The following is a 23,278-nucleotide window of genomic DNA, read 5'->3' as shown; positions in this document are numbered from 1 at the left end:
CTCGTCACCTGCATGTCGGAGAAGGGTCGGACGCTCGTTCGCGCCGGGTTAATGCTTGCCCGGCACGAGTCAACGTTCAGTCTTCTTCGGCGGTCGAGCCGGCCCGTTCGGCGTGGCATTGCGGATCCCAGGCCGTACCGGGAAGCAGTTGCCAACGATTCCTGTTGGCAACACCGATATCGATCACCTTGGCCGGATCCACGCAGGGGCTCATCGCCTCGTCCAGCACCAGCAGCCAGCGCTTGTCCGGCGCCTCGGCCACCCACGGGCCGGCGTCGTGCCACTGCTCGGCCCAGGGCCGCTTGAAGCCGAACTCGCGTACCGGGCGGTCAGCCTGCAGCAGGTTCTGCTCGCGCCAGGCGACCAGCGCCAGTTCGGCGTCCGGACCGATCCGTGCGCCGACGCGGCGCATCAGCGCCGATGCCGATGCGTAGGGATCCAGTGCCGGAATCAGCACCAGGCCGTAGAGCATCCACAGCATGCCGTGGGTCAACAGCACCAGTGTCGTGGCGCGGCGCACCCGCAACCAGACGACCAGCGTGGCCAGCGCGATGGCGAAGGTCAGCAGGCCATCACCCAGCACCGGCAGCAGCGCATCGGGCATGGCCCGGCGCTCCAGTTGCGCCAAGGCCCACGGGTGCTCGGTCATCAGCATCACGCCGAGCACGCCGGTGGCCAGCATCAGCACCACGCTGTAGCCGAACAGATAGCGGCGCACGCACAGCCGGCGCAGCAAGCCGGGCAACAACGGCGCACCCGCCAGTGCCATCGCAGGCAGCATCGGCAGCACATAGACCTCGCGCTTGCCCGGGCTGGCGCTGAAGAACACCAGCACCAGCAGCGCCCAGCCCAGCAGCAGCCACTGCCGGCGGTCGCCCCGGCGGATGCGGCGCCACCACGGCTTGAACAGCAGCGGCAGCAGCAGGCTGCCCGGCAGCCATAGGGTCAGGATCACCTGCAGGTAGTACCAGGCCGGTTGGCGATGGTGCCAGGCGTTGGCATAGCGGGTACCGGTCTGCTTGAACAACAGTTCATGCGCGTAGGCCTGCAGTTCGGCGCTGGGCGTGTGCAGCAGCGCCCAGCCCAGCGGGGCAAGCCACACCGACACGCCCAGCAGGAAGGCCGGGATCAGCCACAGCAGCGTTGCCGGGTGGGGGCCGTCCACGCTGCGACCGCGGCGACGCTGGTACAGCCACCAGCCGAACCACGGCAGGACCATCAGCAGCGGCAGGAAACCCACGCCTTTGGTCACCGTGCCGAGGCCAGCGGCGAACCCCGCCAGCCACAAGGCAGCCAGGTTGTGGCGTTCGCACAGGTGGCGCATCAAGCCCCACAGGGCCACCGTGGTCATGCCGACCAGCACCATGTCGATCTGCGCGCGCTTGGCCATCAGGCCAAACTGCAGGGTGCAGAACAGCGCCGCCAGGGCGTACAGGGAATGCCGCGGTGACCACAGTCGGCGTGCCAGATCCGACACCAACCACAGGCTGAGCAGGGCGCCCAGCAGCGACGGCAGCAGGAACGACCACTGCCAGCTGCCGACGATCTCGTAGGCCGCCGCCTGCAGCCACATGAAGACCGGCGGCTTCTCCGCATACAGCTCCACGCCCCGGTGCGGCAGCAGCCATTGCCCGCTTTCGACCATGGTGCGGGCCGCCAGCACGAAGCGCGGCTCGTCCGGTGGCTGCGGCTGCCGAAGGCCGATCCCCGCTGCCAGCGCAGCAACGATCAACAGCCACAACAGGGGCAGGCGCCAACGGCGGGGCAGGGCTACGGGCACGGCAGGCTCCGGGAGCAAAACGGGCATTTTGAGGTGGCGGGGGTTGGAAAAGCGTCAGAGGAGGCCGGGGCGACCGCATTCCGACATGCGCAGCGCTACCATGGTACGAACTTCCGTGGATGTTTCGTGCATGCGTCTGTTGGTGATCGAGGACAACCGCCAGCTGGTGGCCAACCTGTTCGACTACTTCGAGTCGCGCGGGCATGTGCTCGACGTGGCCCCGGACGGCATCACCGGCCTGCACCTGGCCGGCAGCCACCCCTACGACGCGGTGATCCTGGACTGGATGCTGCCACGCATGGAGGGGCCGGAGGTGCTGCGTCGCCTGCGCGCCGAGCACGCTTCGGAGGTGCCGGTGATCATGCTGACCGCGCGCGACGAGCTGCCGGACAAGATCACCGGATTCCGCGCAGGTGCCGACGACTACCTGACCAAGCCGTTCGCCCTGCCCGAGCTGGAAGTTCGGCTGGAGGCGCTGCTGCTGCGTGCGCAGGGCCGAAACCCGCGCAAGCGCCTGCAGGTGGGCGACCTGGTGCTGGACCTGGCGACCCTCGAAGCCCAGCGGGGGGGGCAGGTACTCCACCTGTACCCGGCCTGCCGCAAGCTGCTGGAGGTGCTGATGCGTGCCAGCCCCGGTGCGGTCACCCGCCAACAGCTGGAGTTCGCCCTGTGGGGCGATGAGCCACCGGATGGTGACCTGCTGCGCTCGCATGTCTACGAGCTGCGCCGCAGCGTCGACGGTCCGTTTGCCGACAAGCTGATCCACACCCTGCCGCGGGTTGGTTATCGCCTTGCGGTGACCGCGGCCGCCGGTGCAGGCAAGGATGATGATGAAGGCGCGTAGGCCGGGCCCGCTGTACCGGCGCGTGGTGTGGTGGTTGCTGGGCTACCTGGCCCTGCTGTCGATCGCCGTGTTCAGCGTCGGCAACTACGTGCACGAACACGCCGAACATGCCGCCTGGCGCGCGCTGCTCAATTCCGAACTGGACAGCATCGTCGAGCACGTCGAGCATGAGCCGCACTATCGCTGGCAGGATTCGGACACGCTCAGCCTGTACCGCTTCGATGCAGTCAACCTGCCTGACAGCCTGCGTACGCTGCATCCGGGCCTTCACGACGGCGTGATGATCAAAGGCCGGGAGACGGCGGTGATGGTGCGCGAGACCCGGTCGATGGGACGTGTCGCGCTGGCGCTGGACATCTCCGACTTCCATGACCTGGAGCAGTTCGCCACGCGCTGGGTGATGCTGGCCGGGGTGATCATGATCTTCGTCACCGTGCTGATGGCGTCCTTCGGTATGGAACGCATGGTGCGCCCGTTGAGCCTGCTGGCCCAGCACATCGGCGCATTGCGGCCGGGCGTTCAGGGCCAGCGCATCGAGGTCGACCCGCGCGGCAGTTCCGAGCTGCACACCATCGCCGATGCGCTGAACGACTACCTGGACCGCAACGAGCAGTTCGTCGAGCGTGAGCGGGTCTTCATCAGTACCGCCAGCCATGAACTGCGCACGCCGATCGCAGTGATGACCGGTGCAGCCGAGCTGGCGCTGGAGCAACCGGGCCTGCCCGAACGTGCCCGCCAGCAGATGCAGCGGGTCCTGCGCACGGCACAGAGCGTGGAGCAGCTGATCGAGCTGCTGCTGGTGCTGGCGCGTGATCCTGCGCGCCTGGCCGCGCGTGCCGAGCGCATCGCACTGGACCAGCTGCTGCCGGAGATCGTCGACGACCATCGACACCTGCTCGGCGACAAGGACCTGAGCATCGGTATCCAGGCCGCGCCGGTGGATATCGTCGCGCCGCTGGCGGTGGTGCAGGCGGCGATCGGCAACCTGCTGCGCAATGCCATCGAAAACAGCGGCCGCGGCCATATCGAGCTGCAGCTGAGTTCGTCGGCGGTACTGACGCTGCAGGACCCCGGGCATGGGATGAGCCCGGAGGAGATCGCGGCGATCCACGCGCGCATGGCCCGCGGTGAGCGTGCCGATCGAGGCAGTGGCATCGGCCTGGACCTGATCGCGCGGCTGTGCGAGCACCTGGGCTGGACGCTGCAGTTGCAGCCCTGCCAACCGCGCGGGACGCGTGTCACCCTGGACTTCGGCGCTTCGCGCCCCGCCTGATCGGACGGCCGACTTGCTTCGCGCTGCGGCATGACCCGGCGTGAAGACAGTGTTAATCTCGACCTGCGCCGCTTCATGCGGCGCTTTTTTTTCCCGCTCTTTCGATCGACAGAGGATCCCATGCCGACCGAACCCGCTACTGCCCTGATCAGCAACGATATCGTTGGACTGGGCCTGATTGCCGCCACCCTGGCCCTGATCTTCTGGGCCGCCAGTGGTCCGACCCCGCTGTTGAAGAAGATCTTCGCCTGGGTGCCGGCACTGCTGCTGTGCTATTTCATCCCCGCCATCTACAACACCGCCGGTGTCATCGATGGCCACAACACCTCGCTGTACAACCCGGTCGCGCGTGACGTGCTGCTGCCGGCCGCGCTGGTCCTGCTGACGCTGTCGATCGACCTCAAGGGCGTCATCAAGCTGGGGCCGAAGCTGTTGCTTGTGTTCTGTGCCGGTACCGCTGGCATCATGCTCGGTGCGATCGTCTCCTTCCAGCTGATGAAGCTGATCCATCCGGAAACGGTGGCCGGTGATACCTGGGCCGGCATGGCCGCACTGGCCGGCAGCTGGATCGGTGGCGGCGCCAACATGGTCGCCATGCGTGAGGTGTTCGGCACCGATGCCACCACCTTCGGCCAGTTCGCCGTGGTCGACGTGGCCTGCGCCAGCCTGTGGATGGCGATCCTGCTGTTCCTGGCCAACCGCGCGCAGCAGATCGACACCCGCAACGGGGCCGATACGCGCGCCATCGACGAGATGAAGGCACGCATCAGCGCCTACGAGGCACAGAACGCGCGCATTCCCAGCATGACCGACCTGATGGTGATCGTCGGCGTGGCACTGGGTGGCGTCGGCCTGGCCCACGCCATCGCCGCACCGCTGTCGGGCTGGTTCAAGGCCAACGTCAGCTGGGCCAGCCAGTTCAGCCTGGACAGCCAGTTCGTGTGGGTGATCCTGCTGTCCACGGCGATGGGGCTGGGCCTGAGCTTCACCCGTGCGCGCCGGCTGGAAGCCGCAGGCGCTTCGCGGTTGGGCACGGTGTTCCTGTACTTTCTGATCGCCTGCATCGGCATGCAGATGAACCTGCTGTCGCTGCTGGATCGGCCGTGGCTGTTCCTGCTCGGCGCGATCTGGATGGCCACGCATGTGCTGGTGCTGTGGGTGGTGGCCAAGCTGCTGCGCGCGCCGCTGTTCTTCTTCGCGATCGGTTCGCAGGGCAACATCGGGGCGGCCGCCTCGGCACCGGTGGTTGCTGCGGCGTTCCACCCGACGCTGGCGCCGGTGGGGGTGCTGCTGGGTACGGTGGGCTATGCCACCGGTACCGGGTTGGCTTATGTCACCGGCCTGATCCTGAAGTGGATGGCCGGCGCCTGAGTTCTGACCGGACGATCCTGTTGCGGGTTCGCGGCGTGCGCCGCGAACCCGCTCTGCCCGTGTAGTGCCGAGCCCGCGCTCGGCATTCTTTCAAAGAAGGGGTCAGATCCGTTTCCCGGAGGAAACGGATCTGACCCCGGACACCATTCGATCAGCGGCGGTCTTCATCCACGCATGGCGTGAATCTACTGAAGGCCGCTGCAGCGCTGTCGAACCCGAGCATCAACAGCAGCGGCCACCATTGCGCCCGCCGTAGCGCGCTTCCTGGCGCTCGCGGAAGAACGTCTTGTAGTCCATCGGCTCCTGGTCCGGATGCTTTTCCAGCATATGCCGGACGTAGTTGTCGTAATCAGGAATGCCACAGCACAGTCGTGCGGTCTGCACCAGGCGCCGCCAGATGCGGCGGTGCGCCTGGTACTGGCCGGCGGGAACCAGTTGCGTACTCATCACAGATCCACCATTTCATGCGGCTTCAGCGCCACGTAAGGGGTCTCGCGGTCGCTGCGCTGCGGATTGCGGCGTGCCGCCAGGATGGTCTTGATCGAATACACCAGGACTGCGCCCACCACCAGCAGGAACAGCGCGGTCAGGCCGGTATTGACGTAGGCGTTGACCACGATCTGCTTCATCTGCGCCACCGACTTGGCCGGCGCCGTGATCGTGTCGCTGGCGAGCGCGGCCTGGAACTTGTGTGCCTGTGCCAGGAAACCCTGCGCCGGGTTGCTGTCGAAGATCTTGATGAAGCCGGCATAGGTGGTGCAGATCAGCAGCCACACCGCCGGTACCGCAGTGACCCACGCATAGCGGTCGCGCTTCATCTTGAACAGCACTACCGTGCCCAGCATCAGCGCGATACCGGCCAGCATCTGGTTGGAGATGCCGAACAACGGCCACAGGGTCTGGATGCCGCCGAACGGATCGACCACACCGGTGTAGAGCAGGTAGCCCCACAGCGCCACGCAGCCGGCGGTACCGATGATGTTGGCGGTCCACGACTCGGTCTTCTTCAGCGCCGGCACGAAGTTGCCCAGCAGGTCCTGCAGCATGAAGCGTCCAGCACGGGTGCCGGCGTCCACCGCGGTCAGGATGAACAATGCTTCGAACAGGATCGCGAAGTGGTACCAGAACGCCATCATTGCGTCGCTGCCACTGGGGATTGCTTCGTGCAGGATCTGCGCGATGCCCACCGCCAGTGTCGGCGCGCCACCTGCACGATGCAGGATGGTCGGCTCGCCGATCGCCGCCGCGGTCGCGGTCAGCTGCTCCGGCGTGATGGTGAAGCCCCAGGTGTTGGTGATGTAGTGCGCCGCCGACGCAGCATCGGCACCGATCACCGCGGCCGGGCTGTTCATCGCGAAGTAGATGCCCGGGTCGATGATCGATGCGGCCACCAGTGCCATCACCGCCACGAACGATTCCATCAGCATGCCGCCGTAGCCGATGTAGCGCATGTGCGCTTCATTGGCCAGCAGCTTCGGCGTGGTGCCGGAGGAAATCAGCGCATGGAAACCAGAGACCGCACCGCAGGCGATGGTGATGAACAGGAACGGGAACATGCCGCCCTTCCACACCGGGCCGTCGCCACTGGCGGCGAACTGGGTCAGCGCCGGCATCTTCAGTTCCGGCATCACGATCAGGATGCCGACGGCCAGCGCGATGATCGTGCCGATCTTGAGGAAGGTCGACAGGTAGTCGCGCGGGGCCAGCAACAGCCACACCGGCAGCACCGATGCGACGAAGCCGTAGCCGATCAGCATCCAGGTGATCTGGGTGCCAGTGAACGTGAACGCCGGGCCCCACACCGGGTCGGCGGCGACCTTGCCGCCGTACCAGATCGCGGCCAGCAGCAGGATCAGGCCGACCACCGAGATCTCGCCGATCTTGCCGGGGCGGATATAGCGCATGTACACGCCCATCAGGATGGCGATAGGCATCGTCGCGATTACCGTGAACATGCCCCACGGGCTTTCGGCCAGCGCCTTGACCACCACCATCGCCAGCACCGCCAGGATGATGATCATGATCAGGAACGCACCGAACAACGCGATGGTGCCGGGTACCTGGCCCATCTCTTCTCGTACCAGGTCGCCCAGCGAACGGCCGTTGCGACGGCTGGACAGGAACAGCACCATGAAGTCCTGCACCGCACCGGCCAGCACCACGCCCACCACCAGCCACAGCAGTCCAGGCAGGTAGCCCATCTGCGCGGCCAGGACCGGGCCGACCAGCGGGCCGGCGCCGGCGATGGCGGCGAAGTGGTGGCCGAACAATACGTGCTTGTTGGTGGGCACGTAGTCCAGGCCATCGTTGTTGATCACCGCCGGCGTGGCCCGGGTCGGATCGAGCTGCATCACCTTGTTGGCGATGAACAGGCTGTAGAAGCGGTAGGCCACCAGGTACAGCGACACCGCGGCGACGACGATCCACAGCGCATTGATGTGTTCGCCGCGGCGCAGGGCCACGGTGCCCAGACAGAAGGCGCCGAGCAGGGCGAGGACCGCCCAGCCTATTTTGGAAAACCCTTTCATGAGGTGCTCTCTCCCGGAAAGACAGTCAAAGAGTCCCGCGTGCCCTCGACAGGGTCAATTGGCACAGGACGAATCGGCGGTAGTACTTTGGTCGTACGCTTGTTGTGCTGACGTGCAGCGAACATCAGGGATGGAACAATCGGTTGCGGCGCCGTCCATTGGCGTGTGGCCGTGCGGCGTCCATCTTCAGTGGCATCCATCCAACAGGAGTCGCCATGAGCTTTCCCGAACCGGTCCGCGTGCTGCGGACCATCCGTGGCATGCCCACCTCCGACGGTGCCGGCGTGCGCCTGACCCGCGTCATCGGTGGCCCGACGCTGCCCGACCTCGATCCGTTCCTGCTGCTCGATGAATTCGGCACCGACCGCGCCGAGGACTACATCGCCGGTTTCCCGGAGCATCCGCACCGCGGATTCGAGACCGTCACCTACATGCTCGACGGGCGCATGCGGCATCGCGACAACCATGGCAACGAAGGCCTGCTGACCCCGGGCAGCGTGCAGTGGATGACCGCTGGCCGTGGCCTGGTGCATTCGGAGATGCCCGAGCAGGAGAGCGGGCAGATGCGCGGTTTCCAGCTGTGGGTGAATCTGCCGGCGAAGGAGAAGATGACCGAGCCGAAGTACCAGGAGTTCGCGCCTGAGCGGATTCCGGTGGTGCACCCGGAAGCGGGCGTGGAGGTGAAGGTGATTGCTGGCACGGTCGATGGCACCCGCGGCCCGATCGTGCAACCGGCCACCGACCCGCTCTACCTCGACATCACGCTGGCGCCCGACCGTGCCTGGACCTATGCGCTGCCGGAAGGGCACAACGCCTTTGCGTACGTATTCGAAGGTGGCGTGACCGTGGGTGAGCAGGACGCCGCGCGCGACGTCGCCCGCCAGGAACTGGCGGTGCTGGGCGGTGGCGAGCAGTTGCACATCTCGGCCGGCAATGAAGGCGCGCGCCTGATCCTGGTGGCCGGCCGTCCGCTGCGCGAACCGGTGATGCGCCACGGGCCGTTCGTGATGAACACGCGGCAGGAACTGATGCAGGCCTTCGTCGATTTCCAGGAAGGCAAGTTCTGACGTAGTACCGGCCGCTGGCCGGCAACTGCCTCGCATGGAGGCGGATCGGGGTGCCGGCCAGCGACCGGCACAACCGTTGGATGGGGTCGCGCTGCGGGGATGCTGCCAGGCAGTCATCCCCGTCATCCTCAGCGCCCGGCGGCCACGGCCGACGGGGTCAGGCTCATGCCCTGCGCCAGCTGTTGCAGTGACCCCAGCTCCTGCGCGCTGTCCGGATACAGCGAAATCTGCGCGTAACGCCCCTTGTCGAGCTTGACCACGCTGATGCGCCGTTCGGCATACCCCGGCGGTTGCTGGCCGCCCAGGTCGGGCTGGTACCAGTACAGCGATTCACCGCCGAAGCTGCCTTTTTCCTGCCGCAGCGAGCGGTTCAGCGGAATGGACGGGTCACGCGCGCTGAGCATCAGGCTCAGCACTTCGCGGCCATCAGGGGTGCTGGCGCGGCAGACCAGGAAATCGGCCTGCACCTGCTGCTGCCACTGCAGACCGCTGCTGGCCGGCAGCGAAGGACATTCGGACGGCGCCTGCGCGGCGGCGTGGGCCGCAGCGAAAAGCAGGCTCGACAACATGACAGGCACGAACTTCATGCATCCCCCAAGGTGATGAATTGGTTGGCTTCGCCAGCAGAGCCGGCGACCATGGCATCCCATCCCCGGACGCCCCCCATCCGGCATGTGCACGGACGGTCAACTCAACCTTAACGGAACGTGAGCAATCGCACAATTCGCGGTTGCAAGCGCAACCATTGCGGCCGAGGGTCGGCCGCAATGGTTGCTGCGGGGATCAGCGGTCGTTGCCGATCCACTTGTAGATCAGGCCGCCAATCGCGCCACCCAGCAACGGGGCGACCCAGAACAGCCACAACTGGCTGACCGCACCGCTGCCGGCGAAGAAGGCAACGGCCGTGGAGCGGGCCGGGTTCACCGAGGTGTTGGTGACCGGGATGCTGATCAGGTGGATCAGGGTCAGCGACAGGCCGATCGCCAGCGGGGCGAACCCGGCCGGTGCCTTGCCGTGGGTGGAGCCCATGATCACGATCAGGAACACCGCGGTCAGGACCACTTCGCACAGGAAGGCCGCAGCCACGCTGTAACCACCGGGCGACAGCGCGCCATAGCCATTGCTGGCGAACGCTCCGGCCTGGCTGCCATCGATGGCGAAGCCGCTGGCGCCGGAGGCGATCTGCAGCAGGATGAAGCCGGCCAGCAGGCCGCCCGCAACCTGGGCGATGATGTACGGCACCAGGTCCTTGGTCGGGAAACGACCACTGGCCCACAGGCCGACGCTGACCGCCGGATTGAAGTGCGCACCGGAGATATGGCCGAACGCATAGGCGCCGGTCACCACGGTCAGGCCGAAGGCGAGCGCCACGCCGAGGAAGCCGATACCCAGCGGATTGCCGTCACCACCGAACTTGGCGGCCAGCACTGCACTGCCACAGCCACCCAGAACCAGCCAGAACGTGCCGAGGAACTCGGCGGACAAGCGTTTACCCATGCTCATGTGTTGCACTCCTTTGACGGTCGAAAGTGTGATTTATGTCACATTTCAATGATCAGCGGGTGACTGTAGCGTCAACGCCGGGTGCAGGAATACACCCTCGGATGTGTGCAACACGCGATGCTCAGTACTGCGGCAGCGGGATGAACTCCTTGTCGTCGCCGGGGATGGTGCCGAAGCGACCGGCTTCCCAATCGTGCTTCGCCTGCTCGATACGCTCTTTCGAGCTGGACACGAAGTTCCACCACAGGTGGCGCGGGCCATCCAGCGGCTCGCCACCGAACAGCATCGCCTTCACCGGTGTCTTTGCGCGCAGGCGGCCGCGTGCGCCGGCTTCGGGGATGACCAGGTGCTGTGCGGGAATGTCCACGCCATCCAACTGCGCGTCGCCCTCAAGGATGTACAACGCGCGCTCGCGGTGACCGTCGTCGATGTCGATTTCCGCGTCCGGGTCCAGATCGATCGCCACATTGAGCGTATCGGCGAACACTTTCACCGGCGATTCCTCGCCATAGGCGCGGCCAGCGATCACCCGAAGCCAGGCACCCTTGCGGCGCTGCTCGGGCAGGGTGGCAGCGGCATGGTGATAGAACGCCGGCTCGATTTCCTCATGCGACTTCGGCAACGCGACCCAGGTCTGCATGCCGTGGATCGGGTTGTCATGGTCGCGGTCCGATTGTGGCGTGCGTTCGGAATGGGCGATGCCGCGGCCGGCGGTCATCCAGTTGACGTCACCGGGACGAATCACCTGATCCGAGCCCAGGGTGTCGCGGTGGCCGATGGCGCCCGACCACAGATAGGTAACCGTGGCCAGGCCGATGTGCGGATGCGGGCGCACGTCGATGGCGGTGCCGGGGTGCATCAGTGCCGGGCCCATCTGGTCGACGAACACGAACGAGCCGATGCTGCGCGCCTGCAGGGTGGGGACGGCGCGGCGGACTTCGAGGCCGCCGATGTCGTGCACGCGCGGGGCGATGATGGTGGTCATGCGGGCGTTCTCGCTGGCAGGGATCAGGTGGTCAGCATCGCATGCGGCTGTGACGGGGACATGCCTCGTATGGGTAACAGGGTGTTCCAGCCAACGGCGCAGCCCCTCGTGGCTGGTTGCTTGGTCGCTGAAGGCAGAAGCAAAAGCAGAAACCGCGCTTGGCCGGGCGGGTGGGTGGCGCAGGACACGCCGTAAACCCGTCCATGGGGGCTCGATGGCGCCATCCATGGCGCCAACGGTCCTGCGCAACCCACCCGCCCGACCTCTGACAGTTTCCGTGTGCGTCCAGCCACGGAGAAGAAAATAGAAAATCAAACGCCGGTCGCTTCGCTCTTGGTGTCGACCAAGGTCGACACCCGCCAGTTCGTAATGATCCGTGCTGAACAAGGTCGACACCTACAGCCATCGCAGTTCACCCACCGTCACCGGGAAACTGTCAGGGGTGGGGCGGAGTCGGGTTGCGGGGTGTCCGCGGCATGGATGCCGCGGCCAAGCCCCCAAAGACGGGTTTACGGCGTCCCCGCAACCCGACACCGCCCCGCCCAACAAACAGAAAAGCCAGAGCCGGCTGTTGCTCTGGCTCTGGCTCTGGCTCTGGGTTTGGCTTTTGCTTCGGCGGTTGCCTCTGCGGGTACCGGGCCGCAGGCCCGGCCGATCAACTCAAACCACTGGTTCGCGCAGGGCGGGGTTGTCCCAGCCCGGGCGCGGGGCGAAACGGTCGCCGTGGCGCTGCTGCAGCGCCTTCAACCGCTCGACGATCGCATCGGCACCGACCGCACGGATGTGCTGGATCGGACCGCCGCGGAACGGGGCGAAACCGGTGCCGAAGATCACGCCGGCATCCAGCAGGTCCGCATCGGCCACCACGCCTTCGTGCAGGCACGCCACTGCCTCGTTCAACAGCGGCAGGATCAGGCGGTCTTCCAGGTCGGCCGGGGCCTGGTAGTCGCTGGCCACGTCCGGCTTCTTCGGCTTGCCGTTTTCCCAGGTGTAGATGCCCTGGCCATCCTTCTTGCCACGCTTGTCCGGTTCCACCGTCTGCAGCGCGGCCGGAATCTGCAGGCCCAGGAACGGTGCCAGTTCGCGGCCGACTCCGGCGGCCACGTCCAGGCCGACGGTATCGATCAGTTCGATCGGGCCCATCGGCATGCCGAACTTCACTGCGGCCTTGTCGATCACCGGGCCCGGGACGCCTTCGGCGTAGGCGGTGGCCGCTTCCAGCATGTACGGGAACAGCACGCGGTTGACCAGGAAGCCCGGACTGCCGGCCACCGGCACCGGGAACTTGCCCAGCGCCTTGCAGAACGCGGCCAGGCGGCGCTCGGTCTCCGGCGCCATGCCATCGTGGTGGATGATTTCCACCAGCGGCATCTGCGCTACCGGGTTGAAGTAGTGCAGGCCGGCGAACTGCGCCGGGCGCTGGATGTGATCGCGCAGTTCCACCAGTGGGATCGACGAGGTATTGGTGGTCAGCAGGGCGTCCTGCTTCATCTTCGGTTCCAGCGTCTGGTACAGCGCACGCTTGGCTTCCGGGTTCTCGATGATCGCCTCGATCACCAGATCCGCTTCGGCAACCCCATTGCCTTCCAGGTCGGCACGCAGGCGTGCGGCCACGGCGGGGCGCTTGCTTTCGTCGCGCACCTTCTTGGCGAACAGCGCCTGCGCGCGTTCCATGGCCGGGTCGATGAAGCGCTGCTCGCGGTCCTGCAGGGTCACCTCGAAGCCCTTGTAAGCGGCCCACGCGGCGATGTCGCCGCCCATCACGCCGGCGCCGACCACGTGCACGTGACGGATGCCGGAATCACCACTGCCCAGGCCCTTCAGTCGCTCGGTGAGGAAGAAGATACGGATCAGATTGCGCGCGGTCGGTGTACTGGCCAGCTTGACCACGGCGCGCCGCTCGGCGTCCAGGCGGGCCTGGATGGGCTTGCCGCCACTGCGTTGCCAGGTGCTGATCAGCGCGTACGGCGCCGGGTACTGGTCCTTCTTCGCCTTGCGTGCGACCTGCTTGACCATCTGCGGCGCCAGCAGCCTGCGTGCCAGCCAGGTGTTGGTGGCCCATGCCGTCGCGCGCTGCTTGAACGGGCGGGTGGTGCCGGACAGCGCCAGCGCGACGGCGGTGTCGAGCACCACCGCTGGCGCCACCACCTTGTCGACCAGGCCGATGCCACGCGCGGCCGAGGCCGACAGGGTGCGGCCGGTCAGCATCAAGTCCATTGCCGCCGGCGCGCCCACCAACTGCGGCAGGCGGGCGCTGCCGCCCCAGCCCGGGAAGATGCCAAGCTGGGTTTCCGGCAGGCCGATGCGGGTGCTGCTGTCATTGGACGCCACGCGGTAGCGGCAGGCCAGCGCCAGTTCGGTGCCGCCTCCCAGGCAGTGGCCGTGGATCGCCGCAACGGTGGGGCAGGGCAGCTCGGCCAGCTTCTGATAGGTGGCCTGGCCACGACGGATCGCGTCATTGACGGTGCCGCGACGGTCGAATTCCTGGAACTCCTTCAGGTCGGCACCGGCAATGAAGCCGGCCTTCTTCAGCGACTGGACCACCACGCCCTTGGGTGGGTCCAGCGCGATGCGCTCAAGCAGGTCGCCCAGCTCCAGCAGCACGTCCTGCGACATCGCGTTGACGCTGCTGTCCTGACGATCCAGGGAGAGAACCACCACGCCGTCGTCGCGGATCTCGGGGTGCCAGTGGCTGAAGCGGAGACCATCGAAGCCTGAAAGCATGGACGTTCCATCCGGTTGTGTATGGAGAAGCGGCTATGATCCAGAGGTTGTTTCCCTCGCGTCAAATCCCAATAGCAGGGGAGTGGCGCCCCCGGATCCATGGCCGTGGACCGGGACGCTAACGGAACGGTGGTTAAAAGCTGGTGCGGCGCCAGGTGATCGGCGACTGAACTTTTCCCGGGATTGGCAGTCTCATTGCCCGACGTCGGTTGGGCTGACAGGAGTGCGGCCCCTCATGGCCGAGGTTGATACACCACAGGAGCTGGATCTGGAACTGGTCCGGCGCGTGCAGCACGGCGAGAGTGCCGCCTTCGATGTCCTGGTGCGCAAGTACCAGCATCGGGTGGTGGCCCTCGTCGGTCGCTACATCGCCGACTGGAGCGAATGTCAGGACGTCGCCCAGGACACTTTCATCCGTGCCTACCGCGCGATCGGGAGTTTCCGTGGCGATGCCCAGTTCTCAACCTGGTTGCATCGAATCGCCGTGAATACCGCCAAAAACTACCTGGCTTCACACAATCGACGGCCGCCGACCGATGACATCGACATCGGCGATGCCGAACAGTTCGACAGTGGTACGCGCCTGCGTGACACCGACACGCCCGAACGCGAGTTGATGCGCCAGGAGCTGGAACAGACGGTGATGAAGGCCGTCAACGCGCTGCCGGAAGAACTCCGGTCAGCGATCACCCTGCGCGAGGTGGAAGGCCTGAGCTACGAGGATATCGCGCAGAAGATGGGGTGCCCGATCGGCACGGTGCGTTCACGGATCTTCCGGGCGCGCGAGGCGATCGACACCGAACTCCGGCCGCTGCTGGACATCGGCAGCGCCACCCGTGAGAAGAGCCGCGTATGACCAGTAACCCGTTCAACGAATCGCAGAACCATCAATCGCCCGCCGGGCAGCGCCTGGACCAGCGCCATCGCGAGCAGCTGTCGGCCCTGGTCGATGGCGAGCTGGGCGCCGATGAAGCGCGTTTCCTGCTGCGCCGGATGGAGCACGACCCCGAGCTGGCCGGTTGCCAGGAGCGCTGGCAGCTGCTGGGCGACGTGATGCGCGGGCAGGCGTCGGCACTGGCTCCGGCCGGGTTCAGTGCCGCCGTGGCTGCCGCCATCGCGGCCGAGCCGACGCCGCAGGCCGAGCCGCGTCGCCAGGTACGTCGCAGTGGCTGGCGGGCCTGGGGCGGCGGCGCGGCTCTGGCCGCATCGGTTGCTGCGGTCGCCCTGTTCATGGGGGGCGAGAAGCTGAAGGAGGCCACTCCCGGCGAGCCATTGGCCCCCCAGGTGATCGCCAGCCAGGCGGAACTGCCGCCGGCGCCGACCTCGCCGGCCCCGGTGACTGAAGCATCGGTGGATACCGCCGCGATGGCCGTGGCGGCGGCGCCGGCTGTGGCGATGGCTGCTACCAGCCGTCGCCAGGACGCCCGCCGCGCCAGTGCAACCCGCAGCCAGCAGGCCGCGCGTGCCGCCCAGCGCGATGACGCTCCGCAGCGCGCCATCGCCGCCGTGCAGGCACCGCTGGCTCCGACCGTACCGGCCAACGCCAACCGCAACCTGCCATTCGGCGAGGTCGGCGGGCTGCAGGCCCGGCCGTGGCCGCGCTCCAGCCTGGCGCCGACCGCAGGTGGCGCGCTCAATGCCAGTTTCCCGGCCCGCGCCGGCGGTGCCGCGTTCTACCCGTTCGAGCCGCGCCTGCAGGACGACCTGCCGGTGCCGCCGCGCCCGCGCGACTGAGCCGGGCGCCTTCACGCCCCGCCGTCGGCGGGGCCCGTATTCCTCTTTCCATCCGACCCGGAGGTTGCCGTCCGATGACTCCCCGACTTCGCACGCAGGCCATTGGCCTGCTGGCTCTGACCCTTCCCCTGGTGGCCTGCGCGCAGGCGCCGGCGCCTGCCGCCCCGGCCCAGCCTGCGCCGGCCGCGGCGCCGCGGGCGCCTGCACAACCGCTGGTCAGCGGCCTGCCCGACTTCACCAACCTGGTCGAACAGGTCGGCCCGGGCGTGGTCAACGTCGACACCACCATCGTCCGCAACAACCGCCAGGCCTCGCGCGGCCCGATGGGCGACGATGACATGCCCGAGTTCTTCCGCCGCTTCTTCGGCCCTGACTTCCCGATGCCGGGGCAGGGGCCGGGTGGGCAGGATGGCGGTCCCAGCATCAAGGGGCGTGGCATGGGATCGGGCTTCATCATCTCGCCCGATGGCTATGTACTGACCAACTACCACGTGGTGGCCGACGCCAGCGAGGTGAAGGTCAAACTGGGCGACAGCCGCGAGTTCACCGCCAAGGTGGTGGGCAGCGACCAGCAGTACGACGTGGCCCTGCTCAAGATCGATGGCAAGAACCTGCCCACCGTGCGCGTGGGTGATTCCAACACCCTGAAGCCGGGCCAATGGGTTGTCGCGATCGGCTCGCCGTTCGGCCTCGACCATTCCGTTACCGCCGGCGTGGTCAGCGCCGTCGGTCGCAGTACGGGGGGGCCTGACCAGCGCTACGTGCCGTTCATCCAGACCGACGTGGCGATCAACCAGGGCAATTCCGGCGGTCCGCTGCTGAACACCCGCGGCGAAGTGGTCGGCATCAACTCGCAGATCTTCTCGGCCTCCGGCGGCTACATGGGCATCAGCTTCGCGATCCCGATCGACCTGGCGATGAGCGCGGTCGAGCAGATCAAGAAGAGCGGCAAGGTCACCCGCGGCCAGCTCGGCGCGGTGGTCGAACCGATCGATTCGCTGAAGGCGCAGGGACTGGGCCTGCCGGACAGCCGCGGCGCGCTGGTCAACCAGATCGTGGCCGGCAGTGCGGCCGCCAAGGCCGGCGTGCAGGTGGGCGATGTCATCCGCTCGGTCAACGGCAGCGCGGTCAACAGCTGGTCCGACCTGCCGCCGCTGATCGGTGCGATGGCGCCGGGCAGCAAGGTGAACCTGGTGGTTTACCGCGACGGCAAGCCGCATGAGCTCAGTGCCACGCTGACCGCACTGAGCGAGGACGGGCAGGGCAATGCCCGCGGGCCGTCGGCTGGCGCTGGCGAGGCGGCTCCGCAGACCGGTGCCAACGCCCTGCTGGGGCTGGACGTCAGCGACCTGAACGCGGCCCAGCGCAAGCAGCTGGGGCTCAACGGCAATGAAGGCGTGCGCATCACCGGGGTCAAGGGCCAGGCAGCACGCGATGCCGGCCTGTCGCCGGGCATGGTGATCCTGCAGGTCGGCCGCACTGCGGTCGGCAGCGTGGATGCCCTGAACCGGGCGTTGTCCAGCTTCAAGAAGGACGACGTGGTGATGCTGCTGGTCCGCACGGCCAACGGCAACAGCGCCTTCGTGGCGGTGAAGGCCGGCCAGTAAGGCCCCTGCTAGGGCCGCTTCGGCGGCGCCGGCGCCGCCCCCGAAGCCCCGCCCCGGCGGGGCTTCGTCCGTTCTGGACCCGGTCCGATGAGGCAGTTTTCGCGGCCGGGCGCCGGGCGTGCGATAATCGACCGTTACCCTGACGACGCCGCGCGCCGCCGCCACCTATGTCTTCTGATTCGATGCGGAACATCCGCAACTTCTCCATCATCGCCCATGTCGACCACGGCAAGTCCACGCTGGCCGACCGCATCATCCAGCTCTGTGGTGGCCTGCAGGCCCGCGAGATGGAAGCGCAGGTGCTCGACTCCAATCCCATCGAGCGCGAGCGTGGCATCACGATCAAGGCGCAATCGGTGTCACTGCCGTACTTGGCCAAGGACGGGCAGACCTATCACCTGAACTTCATCGACACCCCCGGCCACGTCGACTTCTCCTATGAAGTCAGCCGCTCGCTGGCCGCCTGCGAAGGCGCGCTGCTGGTGGTCGATGCGGCGCAGGGCGTGGAAGCGCAGTCGGTGGCCAACTGCTATACCGCAGTGGAGCAGGGCCTGGAAGTGGTGCCGGTGATCAACAAGATCGACCTGCCCACCGCCGACATCGAGCGCGCCAAGGCCGAGATCGAGGCCGTGATCGGCATCGACGCCTCCGACGCCGTGCCGGTCAGTGCCAAGACCGGCCTCAACGTGCAGGACGTGCTGGAGGCGATCGTCCATCGCATCCCGCCGCCGGTGCCGCGCGACACCGACAAGCTGCAGGCGCTGATCATCGACTCGTGGTTCGACAACTACCTGGGCGTGGTCTCGCTGGTGCGCGTGATGCAGGGCGAGATCAAGGCCGGTGACAAGCTGCAGGTGATGTCGACCGGCCGCAACCACCAGGTCGACAACGTCGGCGTGTTCACTCCCAAGCGCAAGGTGCTGCCGGCGCTGCGTGCCGGTGAAGTGGGCTGGGTCACCGCCAGCATCAAGGACGTGCATGGTGCGCCGGTCGGCGACACCCTCACCCTGGCCGGCGATCCGGCGCCGAAGCCGCTGCCGGGCTTCCAGGAAATGCAGCCGCGCGTGTTCGCCGGCCTGTTCCCGGTCGATGCCGAAGACTATCCGGACCTGCGCGAAGCGCTGGACAAGCTGCGCCTGAACGATGCCGCGCTGCGTTTCGAGCCGGAAAGCTCCGAAGCGATGGGCTTCGGCTTCCGCTGCGGCTTCCTGGGCATGCTGCACATGGAGATCGTGCAGGAGCGCCTGGAACGCGAATACAACCTGGACCTGATCAGCACCGCGCCGACGGTGGTGTATGAGGTCCTGAAGACCGACGGCTCGGTCATCAACATGGACAACCCGGCCAAGCTGCCGCCGGTGAACCAGGTCGAGGAGATCCGCGAGCCGATCATCCGCGCCAACGTGCTCACTCCCGAGGAGTACATCGGCAACATCATCAAGCTGTGCGAAGAAAAGCGCGGAAGCCAGATCGGCATCAACTACCTGGGCAGCCAGGTGCAGATCAGCTACGAGCTGCCGATGGCCGAGGTGGTACTGGACTTCTTCGACAAGCTCAAGTCGGTCAGCCGTGGCTATGCCTCGCTGGATTACCACTTCGTGCGCTTCGACGCGGGCCCGTTCGTGCGCGTTGACGTGCTGATCAACGGTGACAAGGTCGACGCACTGTCGCTGATCGTGCACCGCAGCCACGCCGACCGCCGCGGCCGCGAGCTGTGCGAGAAGATGAAGGACCTGATCCCCCGCCAGATGTTCGACGTGGCCATCCAGGCTGCCGTCGGCTCGCAGATCATCGCCCGCACCACGGTCAAGGCGATGCGCAAGAACGTGCTGGCCAAGTGCTATGGTGGCGACGTCTCGCGCAAGAAGAAGCTTCTGGAAAAGCAGAAGGAAGGCAAGAAGCGCATGAAGCAGGTCGGCCGCGTGGAGATCCCGCAGGAAGCGTTCCTGGCCGTGCTGCAGATGGACAACAAGTAAGCCCGCACCGGCCTCGCGGGGCCGGTCGTCTGGTGACGTTGCAAAGGACCCTGAATGAAACTGTTTGAGATCCTCCTGGTCGTGCTGACCCTGGCCTCGGGCCTGATCCTGCTCGCCGACAAGCTGTACCTCGCCAAGCGCCGCGCCCAGCGCGCGGGCCTGCTCGACACCGAGCCGGTGCTGGTGGACTACTCGCGTGCATTCTTCCCGGTGCTGGCGATCGTGCTGATCGTGCGCAGTTTCATCGCCGAGCCGTACAAGATCCCGTCCAGCTCGATGATGCCGAACCTGCTGATCGGCGATTTCATCCTGGTCAACAAGTTTTCCTACGGCCTGCGCCTGCCGATCAGCAACACCAAGATCGTCCCCTTCGGCGAGCCGTCGCGCGGCGACGTGGTGGTGTTCCACTTCCCCGGCCACAGCGACAACGATCCGGCCAAGGGCGAGAACTTCATCAAGCGCGTGATCGGCGTGCCGGGTGACACCGTGGTCTTCGAAGGCGACGGCGTGATCCTCAATGGCGAACCGCTGAAGTACGACAACAAGGGCATCTATGCCGGGCACAAGGGCCAGGGCGAGGGCGCCAACCTGCTGGTCGAGCACCTGCCGGGCCGTACCCATACCGTGCTGGAGACCGACTATCCGCGTGGCCAGGGCCAGTGGACCGTACCGGCCGGCAAGTACCTGGTGATGGGCGACAATCGTGACAATAGCGACGATGGCCGCTTCTGGGGCCTGCTGCCGGAAGAAAACCTGCGCGGCAAGGCCTTCCTGATCTGGCTGAACTGCCAGGGCTGGTTCTGCAAGGATGGCTTCGAGCCGTCGCGGATCGGCTCGAGCATCAACTGAGTACCTTCACATCCAACGCGTATCTGGGGAGAACGCAATGAAGACGATGAACACGCAGCGTGGCATGACCCTGACCTCGTTCCTGGCGGTCCTGATCGTGGTGGGTTTCTTCCTTTACATCGGCATGAAGCTGTTCCCGATGTACCAGGAGTATTACGCGGTGCGCTCGGCGATGAAGAGCCTGGCCAAGGAGCCGGGCGTGGGCAGCATGGAGCCGGCCCGGATCCAGGATCTGTTCTTCAAGCGCCTGTACATCAATTACTCGGAAAACGTGAAGCCGGCCAACGTGAAGTTCGACCGTCGCGACAATGGCTGGACCCTCAAGGTCAACTACGAAGTGCGCCGTCCGCTGGTCGGCAACCTGGACGTGGTTGGCAAATTCGATTCATCCCAGGACCTGACTCGAAGCGGTGCCGAATAAACCTTTCCAACGTGGTGACCTGATCGGTCATCCCTTCCGCGACCCGGCGCTGCTCAAGCAGGCGCTGACGCATCGTAGCGCCGGTGCGCCACACAACGAGCGCCTGGAATTCCTGGGCGACAGCATCGTCAACATGATGGCGGCCGAGGCGTTGTACCGACGCTGGCCCAAGGCTGACGAGGGCGCGATGACCCGTGCCCGCGCCGAACTGGTGCGTGAGGGCGCGCTGGCGGTGATTGGACGTAGCCTGGAGCTGGGCGAGCGGCTGATCCTGGGCCCGGGCGAAATGAAGTCCGGTGGCCACCGTCGTGATTCGATCCTGGCCGACGCGGTGGAAGCCGTGGTGGCTGCGATCTACCTGGATGCCGGTTTCGAGGCCTGCCGGGCGGTGGTACTGCCCTGGTTCAGCGCTTCGATCGAGGCACTGCCGGCCTCCGGCCGGCCCGAGAAGGACCCCAAGACCCGCCTGCAGGAATGGCTGCAGGCCCGACAGAAGGCGTTGCCGCAGTATGAACTGGTGTCAGAATCCGGTGACGACCACGCCAAGCATTTCCGGGTACGCTGCAACGTAGCCGACCCGGCCGCCAGCACCGAGGGCGAAGGCGCCTCGCGGCGGCTTGCCGAACAACAGGCGGCTGCGGCCGTCCTAGAACAACTGGATTCCAAGTGAGCGAACAAACTCCCCATCATTGCGGCAGCGTGGCCGTCATCGGCCGCCCGAACGTGGGCAAGTCGACCCTGACCAATGCTCTGGTCGGCGCCAAGGTCAGCATCGTCTCCAACCGTCCGCAGACCACGCGCCATCGCCTGCTGGGCATCGCCACCTATCCGGAAGGCCAGCTGGTGCTGGTCGACACCCCCGGCCTGCACAAGGTGCAGAAGCGGGCGATGAACCGGGTGATGAACCGCGCCGCGCGTGGCTCGCTGGAAGGCGTCGATGCCGGCCTGCTGGTGATCGAAGCCGGTCGCTGGGATGAAGAGGACAGCCTGGCGTTCAACGTGCTGCGCGACGCCGGCATCCCGGTGGTGCTGGTGGTCAACAAGATCGATCGCCTGAAGGAAAAGGGCGCGTTGCTGCCGTTCCTGCAGCAGGTGACCGAGGGTCGCGACTTCGCCGCCGTGCATCCGATCTCCGCGCAGAAGCGCAATGGCCTGGAAGCGCTGGTGCGCGACGTGCTGAAGCTGCTGCCGGAAGCCCCGCCGATGTTCGGCGAGGATGAGATCACCGACCGCAGCCAGCGTTTCCTGGCCGGTGAACTGGTGCGTGAGCAGCTGATGCGCCAGCTCGGCGAGGAACTGCCCTACGCCACCACTGTCGAGATCGAGCGCTTCACCGAGGACGGCAACCTGCTGCGCATCGGTGCGGTGATCTGGGTCGAGCGTGAAGGCCAGAAGGCCATCGTGATCGGCAAGGGCGGCGCCCGCCTGAAGGAGATCGGCGCCAAGTCCCGCCTGCAGATGGAGCGTCTGTTCGGGGCCAAGGTGTTCCTGGAAACCTGGGTGCGCGTGCGTGAAGGCTGGTCCGACGACGAGGCCGCGCTGAAGGCCTTCGGTTACGAGTAAGGCGTTGTAGTCGCTTCGATGATGATCGAGGACGACACCGGCTTCGTGCTGCACGCACGGGCCTACCGCGAGACCAGCCTGCTGGTCGAAGTGTTGAGCGCACAGCATGGCCGTATTGGGCTGCTTGCGCGTGGCGTGTCCACTGCCAAGGGCCAGGTGCTGCGCGCCGCCCTGCAGCCGTTGCAGTGGATCCGCTTCAGTGCCCAGCAGCGGGGGGAACTGGCCCAGCTGCGTAGCGCCGAGGCGCTGGATGCCGCGCCACGCCTGGTCGGGCAGGCCATGCTGGCCGGTTTCTACCTGAGCGAACTGACCCTGCGCCTGGCCCCGCGCCAGGACCCGCTGCCGGAGCTGTACCTCGCCTACGGCGAGGCGCGTGCGCGGCTGGCGGTGGGCGCTGGCCTGGCCTGGACCCTGCGCCGTTTCGAACGCGAGCTGCTGTCTGCGCTGGGCCTGGGTTTCGAGCTGGACAGTGCCAGCGATGGCCAGCCGATCGATCCGGCGGCGCGCTACGAACTGGACCCGCAGGAGGGTGCGCAGCGCCTGCTGAGCGAGCGCGGCGGGGAGCGCCGGGCAGCCGCCACCGGGTCGGCGCTGTTGGCGCTGGCGGCTGACGAAGAGCCGGATGCCGCCGATCTGGCCAGCCTGCGCCTGCCGATGCGGCGGGTGCTGGCCCATCACCTGGGGCCGCGCGGCCTGAAGTCCTGGGAAATGCTCGAGCAGCTGGCGCCCCGCAGGTAGGAGGTGTTGAGCAGGGCTTGCAGCCCTGCACCTGCCGAGGCCAAAGCAACAGCAACAGCGTGCATTCCGTGGGATGGCGGGGTGGGTCCGGTTGAGAGGGGCGCTGCAAGTACCCCTCCGGGGCCCGGCCCAGCCGCCAGCGGCTGTGCGTTCGGGCGCTTGCGAAGCAGTGCTTCGCAAACAAAGCGCCCTCACCCATGTAAGCTCGGTCGCCGCTTGCTCGTGTGCGCTGTCCTGCGCACACGGCAAGACCGGGGTTGGGCGTCCTGCCCAACCCGCCCGAGGCATGCCTCGGGCCCATGCGGCTCACGCCCC

Annotated in this window: 20 protein-coding genes; 13 read left to right on the top strand and 7 right to left on the bottom strand. The window is 66.7% G+C overall.

Annotated features, from left to right (window positions below):
- Positions 1-76: 76 nt before the first annotated feature.
- The gene (locus ACS0OT_RS14750) at positions 77-1,780 is read right to left on the bottom strand and encodes an ArnT family glycosyltransferase (protein ID WP_329953694.1); all 1,704 of its coding nucleotides are present in this window, start codon (positions 1,778-1,780) and stop codon (positions 77-79) included.
- Positions 1,781-1,910: 130 nt separating this feature from the next.
- Here ACS0OT_RS14750 and ACS0OT_RS14745 point away from each other — a divergent pair, with 130 nt between their 5' ends.
- The 3 genes from ACS0OT_RS14745 (at position 1,911) to ACS0OT_RS14735 (ending at position 5,268) form a co-directional block, all read left to right on the top strand.
- Positions 1,911-2,624, top strand: coding sequence for a response regulator transcription factor (locus ACS0OT_RS14745; RefSeq protein WP_005418278.1), 714 nt, complete (start codon positions 1,911-1,913; stop codon positions 2,622-2,624).
- Entirely contained in the window at positions 2,611-3,897 is a 1,287-nt protein-coding gene (locus ACS0OT_RS14740) for a sensor histidine kinase (protein WP_005418277.1), read from the top strand. The genes ACS0OT_RS14745 and ACS0OT_RS14740 overlap by 14 nt, the downstream gene beginning before the upstream one ends.
- A gap of 120 nt (positions 3,898-4,017) precedes the next feature.
- Positions 4,018-5,268, top strand: coding sequence for a DUF819 family protein (locus ACS0OT_RS14735; RefSeq protein ID WP_005418276.1), 1,251 nt, complete (start codon positions 4,018-4,020; stop codon positions 5,266-5,268).
- Positions 5,269-5,490: 222 nt separating this feature from the next.
- Here ACS0OT_RS14735 and ACS0OT_RS14730 read toward each other — a convergent pair whose 3' ends face one another.
- Together ACS0OT_RS14730 and ACS0OT_RS14725 are read right to left on the bottom strand one after the other, a co-directional pair.
- A complete protein-coding gene (locus ACS0OT_RS14730) occupies positions 5,491-5,715 on the bottom strand; it encodes a YbdD/YjiX family protein (protein WP_005410613.1) in 225 nt (74 codons plus the stop codon).
- On the bottom strand, positions 5,715-7,796 hold the full coding sequence (locus ACS0OT_RS14725) for a carbon starvation CstA family protein (RefSeq protein ID WP_005418274.1): 2,082 nt from the start codon (positions 7,794-7,796) through the stop codon (positions 5,715-5,717). Before ACS0OT_RS14725 ends, ACS0OT_RS14730 begins: the two co-directional genes overlap by 1 nt.
- A 215-nt stretch (positions 7,797-8,011) precedes the next feature.
- On the opposite strand from ACS0OT_RS14725, the gene ACS0OT_RS14720 reads away from it, so the two are divergent.
- Positions 8,012-8,863, top strand: coding sequence for a pirin family protein (locus ACS0OT_RS14720; RefSeq protein ID WP_053499689.1), 852 nt, complete (start codon positions 8,012-8,014; stop codon positions 8,861-8,863).
- A gap of 128 nt (positions 8,864-8,991) precedes the next feature.
- Here the strand turns inward: ACS0OT_RS14720 and ACS0OT_RS14715 are convergent, their stop codons facing one another.
- From ACS0OT_RS14715 to ACS0OT_RS14700, 4 genes are all read right to left on the bottom strand, one after another.
- Complete coding sequence (locus ACS0OT_RS14715) at positions 8,992-9,450, bottom strand: hypothetical protein (protein WP_032954397.1); 459 nt, start codon at positions 9,448-9,450, stop codon at positions 8,992-8,994.
- Between the two features lie 196 nt (positions 9,451-9,646).
- Positions 9,647-10,366, bottom strand: coding sequence for an aquaporin Z (aqpZ, locus tag ACS0OT_RS14710; RefSeq protein WP_139727487.1), 720 nt, complete (start codon positions 10,364-10,366; stop codon positions 9,647-9,649).
- Between the two features lie 121 nt (positions 10,367-10,487).
- On the bottom strand, positions 10,488-11,351 hold the full coding sequence (locus ACS0OT_RS14705) for a pirin family protein (RefSeq protein ID WP_005418267.1): 864 nt from the start codon (positions 11,349-11,351) through the stop codon (positions 10,488-10,490).
- Between the two features lie 660 nt (positions 11,352-12,011).
- Positions 12,012-14,075 (bottom strand): 3-hydroxyacyl-CoA dehydrogenase NAD-binding domain-containing protein, encoded by a 2,064-nt coding sequence (locus tag ACS0OT_RS14700; RefSeq protein WP_005418265.1) that lies wholly within the window; start codon positions 14,073-14,075, stop codon positions 12,012-12,014.
- Positions 14,076-14,310: 235 nt separating this feature from the next.
- Here ACS0OT_RS14700 and rpoE point away from each other — a divergent pair, with 235 nt between their 5' ends.
- The 9 genes from rpoE to recO all read left to right on the top strand — a co-directional run bounded on the left by rpoE (position 14,311) and on the right by recO (position 22,963).
- Positions 14,311-14,931: an RNA polymerase sigma factor RpoE gene (rpoE, locus tag ACS0OT_RS14695; RefSeq protein WP_005418256.1), complete on the top strand. Its 621-nt coding sequence runs from the start codon at positions 14,311-14,313 to the stop codon at positions 14,929-14,931.
- Positions 14,928-15,809 carry a sigma-E factor negative regulatory protein gene (locus ACS0OT_RS14690; RefSeq protein WP_065179471.1) on the top strand — a complete coding sequence of 294 codons (882 nt, stop codon included), beginning with the start codon at positions 14,928-14,930 and terminating at the stop codon, positions 15,807-15,809. The genes rpoE and ACS0OT_RS14690 overlap by 4 nt, the downstream gene beginning before the upstream one ends.
- A 74-nt stretch (positions 15,810-15,883) precedes the next feature.
- Entirely contained in the window at positions 15,884-17,416 is a 1,533-nt protein-coding gene (locus ACS0OT_RS14685) for a DegQ family serine endoprotease (protein WP_065185459.1), read from the top strand.
- A 182-nt stretch (positions 17,417-17,598) separates the two neighbouring features.
- The gene (lepA, locus tag ACS0OT_RS14680) at positions 17,599-19,392 is read left to right on the top strand and encodes a translation elongation factor 4 (protein ID WP_005418237.1); all 1,794 of its coding nucleotides are present in this window, start codon (positions 17,599-17,601) and stop codon (positions 19,390-19,392) included.
- A gap of 54 nt (positions 19,393-19,446) precedes the next feature.
- Positions 19,447-20,241: a signal peptidase I gene (gene lepB, locus ACS0OT_RS14675; protein WP_005418234.1), complete on the top strand. Its 795-nt coding sequence runs from the start codon at positions 19,447-19,449 to the stop codon at positions 20,239-20,241.
- A gap of 37 nt (positions 20,242-20,278) precedes the next feature.
- Complete coding sequence (locus ACS0OT_RS14670; protein ID WP_014038086.1) at positions 20,279-20,662, top strand: DUF4845 domain-containing protein; 384 nt, start codon at positions 20,279-20,281, stop codon at positions 20,660-20,662.
- The gene (rnc, locus tag ACS0OT_RS14665; RefSeq protein WP_005418230.1) at positions 20,652-21,332 is read left to right on the top strand and encodes a ribonuclease III; all 681 of its coding nucleotides are present in this window, start codon (positions 20,652-20,654) and stop codon (positions 21,330-21,332) included. Before ACS0OT_RS14670 ends, rnc begins: the two co-directional genes overlap by 11 nt.
- Positions 21,329-22,225 carry a GTPase Era gene (gene era / locus ACS0OT_RS14660; RefSeq protein ID WP_005410599.1) on the top strand — a complete coding sequence of 299 codons (897 nt, stop codon included), beginning with the start codon at positions 21,329-21,331 and terminating at the stop codon, positions 22,223-22,225. Before rnc ends, era begins: the two co-directional genes overlap by 4 nt.
- Positions 22,226-22,243: 18 nt before the next feature.
- Positions 22,244-22,963: a DNA repair protein RecO gene (recO, locus tag ACS0OT_RS14655; RefSeq protein ID WP_053499700.1), complete on the top strand. Its 720-nt coding sequence runs from the start codon at positions 22,244-22,246 to the stop codon at positions 22,961-22,963.
- The last annotated feature ends 315 nt before the right edge of the window (positions 22,964-23,278 follow it).

Origin of the sequence: Stenotrophomonas maltophilia group sp. RY12688, assembly GCF_052149045.1 — a bacterium.
GTDB lineage: Bacteria > Pseudomonadota > Gammaproteobacteria > Xanthomonadales > Xanthomonadaceae > Stenotrophomonas > Stenotrophomonas sepilia.
Note: the sequence above shows the minus strand (reverse complement) of the source record. Positions and strands in the feature narration are given on the sequence as shown.

Coding starts and splice junctions, on each gene's coding strand:
- ACS0OT_RS14745 (WP_005418278.1), top strand. CDS start 1,911: ATGCGTCTGTTGGTGATCGAGGACAACCGCCAGCTGGTGGCCAACCTG.
- ACS0OT_RS14740 (WP_005418277.1), top strand. CDS start 2,611: ATGAAGGCGCGTAGGCCGGGCCCGCTGTACCGGCGCGTGGTGTGGTGG.
- ACS0OT_RS14735 (WP_005418276.1), top strand. CDS start 4,018: ATGCCGACCGAACCCGCTACTGCCCTGATCAGCAACGATATCGTTGGA.
- ACS0OT_RS14730 (WP_005410613.1), bottom strand. CDS start 5,715: ATGAGTACGCAACTGGTTCCCGCCGGCCAGTACCAGGCGCACCGCCGC.
- ACS0OT_RS14725 (WP_005418274.1), bottom strand. CDS start 7,796: ATGAAAGGGTTTTCCAAAATAGGCTGGGCGGTCCTCGCCCTGCTCGGC.
- ACS0OT_RS14720 (WP_053499689.1), top strand. CDS start 8,012: ATGAGCTTTCCCGAACCGGTCCGCGTGCTGCGGACCATCCGTGGCATG.
- ACS0OT_RS14715 (WP_032954397.1), bottom strand. CDS start 9,450: ATGAAGTTCGTGCCTGTCATGTTGTCGAGCCTGCTTTTCGCTGCGGCC.
- aqpZ (WP_139727487.1), bottom strand. CDS start 10,366: ATGAGCATGGGTAAACGCTTGTCCGCCGAGTTCCTCGGCACGTTCTGG.
- ACS0OT_RS14705 (WP_005418267.1), bottom strand. CDS start 11,351: ATGACCACCATCATCGCCCCGCGCGTGCACGACATCGGCGGCCTCGAA.
- ACS0OT_RS14700 (WP_005418265.1), bottom strand. CDS start 14,075: ATGCTTTCAGGCTTCGATGGTCTCCGCTTCAGCCACTGGCACCCCGAG.
- rpoE (WP_005418256.1), top strand. CDS start 14,311: ATGGCCGAGGTTGATACACCACAGGAGCTGGATCTGGAACTGGTCCGG.
- ACS0OT_RS14690 (WP_065179471.1), top strand. CDS start 14,928: ATGACCAGTAACCCGTTCAACGAATCGCAGAACCATCAATCGCCCGCC.
- ACS0OT_RS14685 (WP_065185459.1), top strand. CDS start 15,884: ATGACTCCCCGACTTCGCACGCAGGCCATTGGCCTGCTGGCTCTGACC.
- lepA (WP_005418237.1), top strand. CDS start 17,599: ATGCGGAACATCCGCAACTTCTCCATCATCGCCCATGTCGACCACGGC.
- lepB (WP_005418234.1), top strand. CDS start 19,447: ATGAAACTGTTTGAGATCCTCCTGGTCGTGCTGACCCTGGCCTCGGGC.
- ACS0OT_RS14670 (WP_014038086.1), top strand. CDS start 20,279: ATGAAGACGATGAACACGCAGCGTGGCATGACCCTGACCTCGTTCCTG.
- recO (WP_053499700.1), top strand. CDS start 22,244: ATGATGATCGAGGACGACACCGGCTTCGTGCTGCACGCACGGGCCTAC.